The following is a 9765-nucleotide window of genomic DNA, read 5'->3' on the forward strand; positions in this document are numbered from 1 at the left end:
GCCCGGCATTTTCAACTTATCCAGTTTGGTGGCTTTGGCGAACTCTTCGGTGGTTATTACTTTCATTTTTTATAAAGGGGGAGTTTTAATTAACTTATAAATATCCTGAAAATTTCTTTAATTTAACAACTGATAACCTGTAATGAAGGCGCATATAAAAACCTACCTGTCACTAACCAAAAAAGAATGGAACGGAATAGTAGTGTTTATTATTTTAATTGCTTTGATTTTAGCAGCGCCTTATGTTTATCAAATAAACAGCAAAGATAATACAATAAACTTTAATGAGTTTGATAAAGCCGTTGCACTGTTAAGCAAAGCTAAAAAAGCAGGACCCGAAAATACTTATTTAAGTAATGATAACAAAGTTGTAAACGCTACACTGTTTACTTTCAATCCCAATAATTTGCCCGAAGCCGCTTGGTACAAGCTGGGGTTAAGTGAGGGTCAGGTGAGGGTAATTAAAAACTATGAGGCCAAAGGCGGGAGGTTTTACACGAAAGCCGATGTCAGGAAAATATACTCCATTAGCCCGGCTGAGTACGAACGTCTGGAGCCTTACATCAACATCCCTGCCGATTTTCGTCGTGCGGAAAAGGCTGCTCCCGGTGAAATTATTGAAGTAAACAGTGCCGATTCGGCCAAGCTTACCCGCATTAGGGGTATAGGCCCCGCGTTTGCCATGCGCATTATCAGGTACCGGGAACGCCTGGGCGGCTTTTACAGTAAAGAACAGCTTAAAGAGGTATTTGGGATTGATAATAGTAAGTATGATGAAATCAAAAACGGAATTACTATAAATGCCAAAGCCATTACCAGGGTAAATGTCAACAGTGCTACCTTTAACCAATTAAGGCGCTATCCGTACCTGAGTTTTAAACAAATGAACGCCATATTGGAGTATCATAATGAGCACGGCGATTATGAGTCAATTGATGATATGAGAAATATTGCCATACTTGATGACGGAATTTTGCGTAAAATTGGGCCATATTTAATATTCAAATGATAACCCAGCAAATAAAGAACGCTATACGTGATATTCCTGATTTTCCGAAGCCCGGAATTGTTTTTAAAGATATTACCCCCATCCTTAAAGATCCTGTTTTATGCGAAAACATCATCAACGCCTTTGTTGAGCAGTTGAAAGGCACCCGCATAGATGTAGTTGCCGGTATTGAAAGCCGGGGCTTTCTGTTTGGCCTGACACTGGCTACCAAATTGGGCGTGCCTTTTGTGCCTATCCGCAAAGCAGGTAAACTACCATTCACTATTAAGCAAAAAGCCTATAAACTGGAGTACGGTACCGCCATTATAGAGTGCCATACCGATGCCTTTGAACCCGGCCAGCATGTGCTGATCCATGATGATCTGCTGGCTACCGGTGGTACGGTAACTGCCACAAGTGAACTGATCAAAGAAATGGGCTGCGAAATAGCTGGTTTTTCTTTTGTGGTAGAGCTTGGCTTTTTAAAAGGCCGCGAGCGCATAGCTCCAATTAGTGATACACTGGTGGTATTGGCTGAGTATTAAGATACTGAGTATATTACACTTCATTAAGGATTAAATGTATGGCTTATACATTTAATCCTTAAATGAAATTACAAATATCGTCCCCTCGTTTACTTTGCTTTCAATGCTGATGTGGCCGCCTAAACTGGTTACATGGTTATGTACCAGGTACAGGCCAATACCCTTGCTATCGGTATGTTCGTGGAATTTTTGATTAAGGCCGAAAATGCGGTCCCTCACTTTTTCAATATCAAAACCAATTCCTTCGTCCCGAAATATGAGCTGATTTACCCCATTGAAATTTTTTGAAGTGATGGTAATAGTGGGAGCATAACCAACTTTAACGTATTTGATAGAATTGGTGATCAGGTTAAGCAGAATACTTTCTAAATAGTTTCTGTTGAACCTGACTTTCTCTACTTCAGAAAAATCGGCAGTTATGGTTGTTTTTGAATTAGATATCAGGGTACTTAATGATTGCTTTACCGCGCGCAGGCTATCGTTCAGGTTAAGTGTTTCAATCTGAATACTGGAAGTATCTTTTCTTACTAAATCATCTACATACTTATTTAAAGTATCTTTCAGGTTTTCGGTTGCCGATTTCAATATGTTTATAAATTCAAGCGTTTCTTCATCATCAATCTTTGACACATCAAGCAAATGAAAAACCGATATCAGGTTACTTACCGGCGACCGCAGATCGTGAGATGTGGTGTATGTTAGCTGTTTAAGATCGCGGTTGATTTTTGTTAAATTAGCTAATAGGGTATTCCTGTCATCTTCCAGCTTCTTTTTGTGGGTGATGTTTTTGGCGATGGCAAATACCACTTGGTCGCTTTCAACAGGCATCGACGTCCAGGAGAGCCATACAATTTCGCCGGTTTTAGTAACATACCGGTTCTCAAAGTTTAACAGCGGTACATTCTTTAATAAGTATTCACGGTTTTGTGCGGTAATACCTTTGTCTTCAGGATGAATAAATGAACTAACCGGCTTCGAATATAATTCATCATCAGTATACCCTAATGTTTTTGAAACAATGGGGTTTATCTTTCTGAAATAACCGTCGTAACCGGTTATACATAACAGGTCGGCAGAAAGATCAAAAAAGAGTTCTAAGTTAAAAACTTCGTTTTTAGTAATAATAGGGGCTTCTTTTGAAAATCCATTCATTTTATTCAGTTTATAATGGTTTCCGTTAAACAATATAGGAATAATATTTAAACTATGTAAATAAATTATTTCAGAATACTAAAGTAAAAAGCACAAGATGTAAAAGGCGTTAAAAATGTGACGGGCGTCATTTTTCGGCACTAACCATAGCCTTACATTTAATAGGTCATATTAAACCGAAATTATTACCAAACTTTAGCTCATTTATCCGGCATGCTGTTTAACTCCATTAATTTCGCGCTGTTTTTGCCCGTAGTTTTTGTGCTGTACTGGTTTGTTACCAACAGGAGTTTAAAAGCGCAGAATATTTTGCTGCTGATTGCCAGTTATTTTTTTTATGCCTGCTGGGATTACCGCTTCCTGTTCCTGCTGATTTTTTCAACCCTGCTTGATTATTATACCGGCATCAGGATAGCAGGTGCCCGTAATGATAATTATAAAAAGCTATGGCTTTGGATAAGCATATCTGTAAACCTGGGCTTTTTAGCATTTTTTAAATATTATAACTTTTTCTCGCTATCATTTGCCGAGGCTGCCGCGCAGTTGGGTTTCAGGGTTGATCCTTTTACCATTAAGGTGATACTACCTATTGGTATTTCCTTTTATACATTTCATGGCTTATCCTACGTGGTTGATATTTATAAAAACAGGATCAAGCCCGAACGTAGCTTTATTGATTACTCGGTATTTGTAAGTTTTTTCCCTTTGCTGGTAGCCGGACCTATTGAACGCGCTACGCATCTGTTACCCCAAATTAAAAAGAGACGTGTTTTTGACTATGCTAAAGCTATTGACGGCTTAAGGCAAATTTTATGGGGATTATTTAAAAAAGTAGTTATTGCCGACCAGTGCGCTGCCTATGTAAACCTGGTATTCAATCACTCGGAGCATTTTTCGGGCAGCGAGCATGTGGTGGCGGCTGTTTTATTCGCTTTTCAAATTTATTGTGATTTTTCGGGCTATTCAGATATAGCCCTTGGTGTGGCTCGATTATTAGGAATTGAGCTTTTAAGGAATTTTGCTTACCCATATTTTTCAAGGGATATAGCCGAATTTTGGCGCAGGTGGCATATTTCCCTTTCATCCTGGTTTAAAGATTATTTGTACATACCCCTTGGTGGCAGCAAAGGCGGTTTGTGGATGAAGATCAGGAATACATTTATCATTTTCCTGGTGAGCGGTTTCTGGCACGGCGCCAACTTTACCTATATTATATGGGGTGCTCTCAATGCTATTTACTTTTTACCGCTGCTGGTGCTCAATAGAAACCGAACCAACCTTGAAATTGTGGCGCAAGGCAGGGCGCTGCCTACTTTGCGCGAGGTTATAGGCATAGTAATCACCTTTAGCTTAACGGTTTTTGCGTGGATATTTTTCAGGGCTGCAAGCGTTAGCGACGCGCTGCGCTACATTACAGAGCTGTTTACCAACCCTGTTTTTAGCTATCCGGTTCAGTTCAATATACCGCTTACCCTACTCATTATATTCTTTTTGGTAATAGAATGGCGTGGGCGCGAATATCCATATGCCTTGGGTAACCCGAACATCGCTTTCCCCAAATTTGTACGATGGTCTTTTTATTATGCTATGGTGCTATGCATCTGGTATTTTACCGGGGCCGAGCAGCAATTCATTTACTTTCAGTTTTAACCATGAAAAAGTTCATCATTAAAGTAATGCTGTTTATACTGCCCATAGTGGTGATCGCTGTTGTTATGGAGGAGCTTTTACGCAAAATACCTAATGATTATCAGTATAAATGCAGCTATCTGGATAAAAACTCAGATAATATTGATGTACTGGTTTTAGGTTCTTCGCATTCGTACTACGGTATTAACCCGGCATTGATGAAGAATAAAACCTTTAATGCCGCTTATGTTTCTCAACCCTTATTTTATGACTGGCAGATCATTAAAAAGTATGATAGGCACTGGCATCATTTAAAAGTGATTGTATTACCCATAGATTATTTTTCATTATATGGCAAACTGGAACACAGCGCCGAAAGCTGGAGGGTAAAAGATTATAATATTTATTACGGAATAAGCACGGGCAACAGCACCTATAATTATAATTACAACAGCGAAATGCTTACCAATAAATTAAGGTTAAACATGGGGCGCATTAAATCGATGTATTTTAATCATGAAAACAATTTGCTTTGTTCAAAATTTGGCTGGGGAACAGAATATACTTTTAATAAAAGGAGAGATCTGATGAGTTCTGGCAAGTTAGCAGCCAAAAGGCATTTTTTTACCGATATGAATGATTTTAATGAGAACGTGGGCATATTGAAAATCATTGTAAATTATGCCATGAACCATCATATTAAGGTTTTACTGTATACATCACCGGCTTATAAAACCTATGTGCAAAGTTTAAACAAACAGCATTTGGGTAAAACCATTAACGTGGTTAAGGCGCTGCGTGAAAAATATAATAATGTGTTTTATTATAATTGGCTAAACAATAAGGAGTTTTTAGCGGCTGATTTTTTTGATGCCGACCACCTGGATAACCTGGGGGCACAAAAGTTTACTCAGGAGATCGACAGCCTGCTTTTTAATATCGAAAAACTGCCAGACAACAAGGTTTTACCGGCAATGGTTTCAGTTCCGGTTCAGTAAGGCGAAGAGCTTGTAAATCAATTATGAATTTAAACTTCGATGTAAGAAACAGCAATGTGCGTTGTGCCAGCCATTAAACCCAATCCTTTCCACTTGGTTATTTTAGTTGTCTGATTCTGCCACGTAAATTCATATACTCCTTTGCATTTTTTAATGCTTAGCTCGTAATGTGTTACTGCGTAGTGTGAACTATCGACTGTTTCAAAAAACTTGCAACAATAATCTCCTTCAACACCTTTATTGTCAGTTACTTTTTTTTGGACAATTTCATTATCTATGGCGTAATTTCCATTTTTTGACAATCCTGTATTTGTATACATAGCATTAAGTAAATTGCCGTTTTCTAAAATCTCATAAACCTGAATACCGTGAAATGGTGGCATATATTTATTCTTATTCACCGAAGATAATGAAAGGGTTCGTAGCTATAGATACCTAATTGGAATGTTACAGACCTATTATTGAAAATAAATTTAAAAGGATATTCCAGCCTGATTATAGGTTTAAATTAACTAAACCTATAATTTGTACCAGATACCATTTTGTACTTCTTTTTAAGGGTGCCACACAGTAAACTAAGCTGATAATTAATCCGTTAATTTGTATAACCAATTATATAATTTATGGACTCTTTACTGACTGATACCCCTGCAGGGTTCGATTTTTCTGTTAATGAAAACCAGCGAATGATTGGCCAGATGGCCAGGGATTTTGCCGAAAAAAATATCAAACCATTTGTGATGGCCTGGGACGAAGATCAGCATTTTCCGGCCGATTTATTTAAAAAACTGGGTGAACTGGGCATGATGGGTGTAGTAGTGCCCGAACAATACGGCGGTTCGGGCTTTGGCTATGCCGAATATGTAACCGTGATTTCTGAGATAGCGCGGGTTTGTGGCTCCATAGGTTTATCGCTGGCAGCACATAACTCTTTATGTACCGGCCATATACTGGCTTTTGGCAACGAGGAGCAAAAACATAAATGGTTACCCAAACTGGCTACTGCCGAGTGGTTGGGGGCCTGGGGACTTACCGAATCGGGCACCGGATCTGATGCACTGGGGATGGGCACCACTGCTGTGTTGGATGGCGACCACTACGTAGTAAATGGTTCAAAAAACTTTATAACGCATGGTAAATCTGGCTATGTGGCTGTGGTGATGGTACGTACCGGAGCCAAAGGCGATTCGCACGGTATATCAGCACTGGTGATTGAAAAAGGTACTCCCGGTTTTACCCACGGAAAAAAAGAAAATAAACTGGGCATGCGGGCTTCAGAAACTACTGAACTCGTATTTACCGACTGTCGTGTACCCAAAGAAAACCTGTTAGGTAAAGAGGGCGAAGGCTTTAAACAGGCGATGGTTGTGTTGGATGGCGGCCGTATCTCTATCGCTGCCTTATCATTAGGTATAGCTAAAGGCGCTTTTGATGCAGCGATTGCCTATTCAAAAGAGCGCAAGCAATTTGGGCAAGCCATCAGTAATTACCAGGGGATATCATTTAAACTGGCCGATATGGCCACCCAAATAGAAGCTGCCGAATTGCTGGTGATGCAGGCTGCTGATCTGAAAACCAGGCATCTTCCCGTAACTAAGCAGGCCGCTATGGCTAAATATTATGCATCGGAAGTGGCGGTTAAGGTGGCTAATGAAGCAGTGCAGATATTTGGCGGATACGGCTACACCAAAGATTTCCCGGTTGAAAAATACTACCGTGACGCCAAACTCTGCACCATAGGAGAGGGTACCTCCGAAATACAGAAGATCGTGATCAGCAGGGAAGTGTTGAAAGATGTTAGGTGAAATTTTGTTATTGCGAGCGTAGCGCGGCAATGAGCCCCCTCTAAATCTCCCCCAAGGTGGGAGACTTTAAGGCACATATTAAAGCCCTCTCCTTTGGAGAGTAATAGCCCATCAAAAGGCATAGCCTTTTGATGGGTATAGTTTACAAGTGACTCAACCGGTCTACGCTTCGCTGGACCGCCCTCTCTTCGCCTGCGGCGGAAAGGAGGGCAAGAAAAAAAATGATAAAGAGGAAAGAAAAAAATTCTTACCCTCTTTCCAGCGAAGCTGAAGAGAGGGTCGACAAGCGTAGCGATGTCGGGGTGAGTCAATAAACAGCCAGATTTGATGAAACTGTCAGTTTATGGGCTATTATCCTTTGAAGAGGGTTGGGTGAGGCAATTGATTAGTTGTTTCTGCTTACAATAAAAACGCAAATACCCGACTTTTCTGAAATTTCTATTTGATATTCAAATAATTCTGCGTAGTTTTGCCCTCCCTTGAAAGGAGGTATTTAGGAATCATGATCATTATCAACGTTAAAGAAGGCGAATCATTAGACAAAGCATTGAAACGCTTTAAAAAGAAATTTGAGAAAACAGGTGTATTAAGAGAGCTACGTAGTCGTCAGGCATTCGAGAAAAAATCTGTAACTCGTCGTCATGTTGTTAAACATGCCATCTACAAGCAAAATATGAACATAGAAACTGTTTAATTCTTTTAGAAGAATTATTTTCAGATTTCTTAACACTATATTAAAACTATTTGTACATTCATTGTCTTGGATGTTCAAATAGTTTTTTATGTTTTTAGAGCGTTTTATCCGGTATATTCAGTTTGAAAAGCGATACTCGCCCCATACAGTATCCGCTTATCAGTCAGATCTGGATCAGTTCATGCGCTTCCTTAATGGTACTGAAAACGAGGCTACTGCCCAGGAACCTGCTATTATCCATCCCAATCAAATAAGTCATCACGACATCCGTAACTGGATGGTTGATCTTATGGATCAGAAACTTACGGCCCGGTCTGTAAACCGTAAGATGGCCACCCTGCGTAAATATTTCAAATTCTTATTGCAGGAGGGTGTTATTACCGAAAATCCTACGTCAAAAATACGGTCGCAAAAAACACCCAAAAACCTGCCGGTGGTAGTAGAGGAGGAGCGCCTTACCCAGATGCTGGATAGCGGCGAAATATTTACTAATGATTTTACCGGCCAGCGGGATAAGCTGGTAGTTGAAATGCTGTTTGGCACCGGTATGCGCCTTGCCGAATTGCTGGGCCTTAAAGATCAGGATATTAACGATTATGAAGGCACGCTAAAAGTGTTGGGTAAGCGTAATAAAGAACGTATTATCCCTGTAAATACTGAATTGCGCATACTGCTGGGTAATTACCTGGAGTTAAAGAAAAATCAACAATTTGATAACAATTCAGGGGCTTTGATCGTTACAAGTAAAGGAGCAGATGCTTATCCGAAACTAATCTACTTAATAGTGCAGAAATACCTCTCCAACATATCAACTCAGCAAAAAAAGAGCCCGCATGTACTACGGCATACTTTTGCTACAACCCTGCTAAATAATGGTGCCGATTTAAATTCGATTAAAGAACTTTTGGGCCATGCTAACCTGAGCGCGACCCAAATTTATACACACAATTCAGTTGAAAGATTAAAGTCTATTTACAAACAAGCCCATCCAAAGGCGTAATCAAAGGAGGAAACATGAAAATTACAGTGCAATCAATTCATTTTACCGCAGACAGGAAATTGTTAGATTTTATTCAGAAAAAAGCCGATAAGTTAGATACCTTTTATGATCAGATCATAAGTGGCGAAGTTTACTTAAAGCTTGAGAATGTGGAAGATGAGGCAAATAAGATAACGGAAATTAAATTGTTACTTCCCGGAAACCAGATTTTTGCAAAAGAGAAATGCAAGAGTTTTGAAGAAGCAACTGATTTGGCGGTTGAATGCCTGCGCAAGCAGATTGAAAAGCATAAACAGAAAAAAACAATTGCTGACGCCGCAGCCAAGAAGGCTATTTTGATGACGGCCGATGACGATTTTTAGCATAAAAAGGCCCTTTTTGAGCCAAAAATCGGCAGGTTTGAAGCCTGTCGATTTTTTTTGATAAAAAATTTTGCACTGGATGAAATTTTCGTAGATTTGCAATCCCTTTCAGAGAGGTGCTAAGCACTGAAAAAAAAAGTGGAAATAGTTCTTTAAAATATCAAAAAGCTTATTAGTTTTGCCGCTCGAATTTTATAAACCACTTTAGGTTTACAAAACAAGAAAAGGTAAATAAACATAAGCCTCCTTAGCTCAGCTGGTAGAGCGACTGACTTGTAATCAGTAGGTCATTGGTTCGATCCCGATAGGAGGCTCAGTTTTTTTCGGATAGAAGTGTTTAGCTTCAATCTTGGACATTTCCAATCCGAAATCAACTAATGGGGGGATACCAGAGCGGTCAAATGGGACGGACTGTAAATCCGTTGCTTCGGCTACGAAGGTTCGAATCCTTCTCCCCCCACTTTTTAGTTAGCAGTTATTGGTTGGCAGTAAACAGTTTTATTAACTGTAACTGGTAACCGGTAACTGCAAACTGATTTAAGCGGAAGTAGCTCAGTTGGTAGAGCGATAGCCTTCCAAGCTATAGGTCGCG

General features: G+C 39.7%; 10 protein-coding genes and 2 tRNA genes. 10 read left to right on the forward strand and 2 right to left on the reverse strand.

Annotated elements, in window-relative coordinates:
* Positions 1–142: 142 nt before the first annotated feature.
* Both AAGC65_RS22340 and AAGC65_RS22345 read left to right on the forward strand, forming a co-directional pair.
* Entirely contained in the window at positions 143–1009 is an 867-nt protein-coding gene (locus AAGC65_RS22340; RefSeq protein ID WP_343114688.1) for a helix-hairpin-helix domain-containing protein, read from the forward strand.
* Positions 1006–1533, forward strand: coding sequence for an adenine phosphoribosyltransferase (locus tag AAGC65_RS22345; protein WP_343114689.1), 528 nt, complete (start codon positions 1006–1008; stop codon positions 1531–1533). The genes AAGC65_RS22340 and AAGC65_RS22345 overlap by 4 nt, the downstream gene beginning before the upstream one ends.
* A gap of 51 nt (positions 1534–1584) precedes the next feature.
* On the opposite strand, the gene AAGC65_RS22350 is transcribed toward AAGC65_RS22345, so the two are convergent.
* A complete protein-coding gene (locus AAGC65_RS22350) occupies positions 1585–2685 on the reverse strand; it encodes a PAS domain-containing sensor histidine kinase (RefSeq protein WP_343114690.1) in 1101 nt (366 codons plus the stop codon).
* A gap of 213 nt (positions 2686–2898) precedes the next feature.
* Between AAGC65_RS22350 and AAGC65_RS22355 the strand changes: the two genes are divergently transcribed.
* The gene (locus AAGC65_RS22355; RefSeq protein WP_343114691.1) at positions 2899–4335 is read left to right on the forward strand and encodes an MBOAT family O-acyltransferase; all 1437 of its coding nucleotides are present in this window, start codon (positions 2899–2901) and stop codon (positions 4333–4335) included.
* A gap of 2 nt (positions 4336–4337) precedes the next feature.
* Positions 4338–5312, forward strand: a complete 975-nt coding sequence (locus tag AAGC65_RS22360) for a hypothetical protein (protein ID WP_343114692.1) — start codon at positions 4338–4340, stop codon at positions 5310–5312.
* A 29-nt stretch (positions 5313–5341) separates the two neighbouring features.
* Here AAGC65_RS22360 and AAGC65_RS22365 read toward each other — a convergent pair whose 3' ends face one another.
* A complete protein-coding gene (locus AAGC65_RS22365) occupies positions 5342–5713 on the reverse strand; it encodes a hypothetical protein (protein WP_343114693.1) in 372 nt (123 codons plus the stop codon).
* Between the two features lie 222 nt (positions 5714–5935).
* Here AAGC65_RS22365 and AAGC65_RS22370 point away from each other — a divergent pair, with 222 nt between their 5' ends.
* From AAGC65_RS22370 to AAGC65_RS22395, 6 genes are all read left to right on the forward strand, one after another.
* A complete protein-coding gene (locus tag AAGC65_RS22370; protein ID WP_343114694.1) occupies positions 5936–7117 on the forward strand; it encodes an acyl-CoA dehydrogenase family protein in 1182 nt (393 codons plus the stop codon).
* 502 nt (positions 7118–7619) lie between these two features.
* A complete protein-coding gene (gene rpsU / locus AAGC65_RS22375; RefSeq protein WP_343114695.1) occupies positions 7620–7811 on the forward strand; it encodes a 30S ribosomal protein S21 in 192 nt (63 codons plus the stop codon).
* Positions 7812–7899: 88 nt separating this feature from the next.
* The gene (locus tag AAGC65_RS22380) at positions 7900–8811 is read left to right on the forward strand and encodes a tyrosine-type recombinase/integrase (protein ID WP_343114696.1); all 912 of its coding nucleotides are present in this window, start codon (positions 7900–7902) and stop codon (positions 8809–8811) included.
* Positions 8812–8825: 14 nt separating this feature from the next.
* Complete coding sequence (gene hpf / locus AAGC65_RS22385) at positions 8826–9173, forward strand: ribosome hibernation-promoting factor, HPF/YfiA family (protein ID WP_343114697.1); 348 nt, start codon at positions 8826–8828, stop codon at positions 9171–9173.
* A gap of 241 nt (positions 9174–9414) precedes the next feature.
* Positions 9415–9487: transfer RNA gene (locus AAGC65_RS22390), tRNA-Thr, on the forward strand.
* A 65-nt stretch (positions 9488–9552) separates the two neighbouring features.
* Positions 9553–9633, forward strand: a tRNA-Tyr gene (locus tag AAGC65_RS22395).
* Positions 9634–9765: the final 132 nt, after the last annotated feature.

This window comes from Mucilaginibacter sp. (genome assembly GCF_039207105.1).
Taxonomy (GTDB): Bacteria; Bacteroidota; Bacteroidia; order Sphingobacteriales; family Sphingobacteriaceae; genus Mucilaginibacter.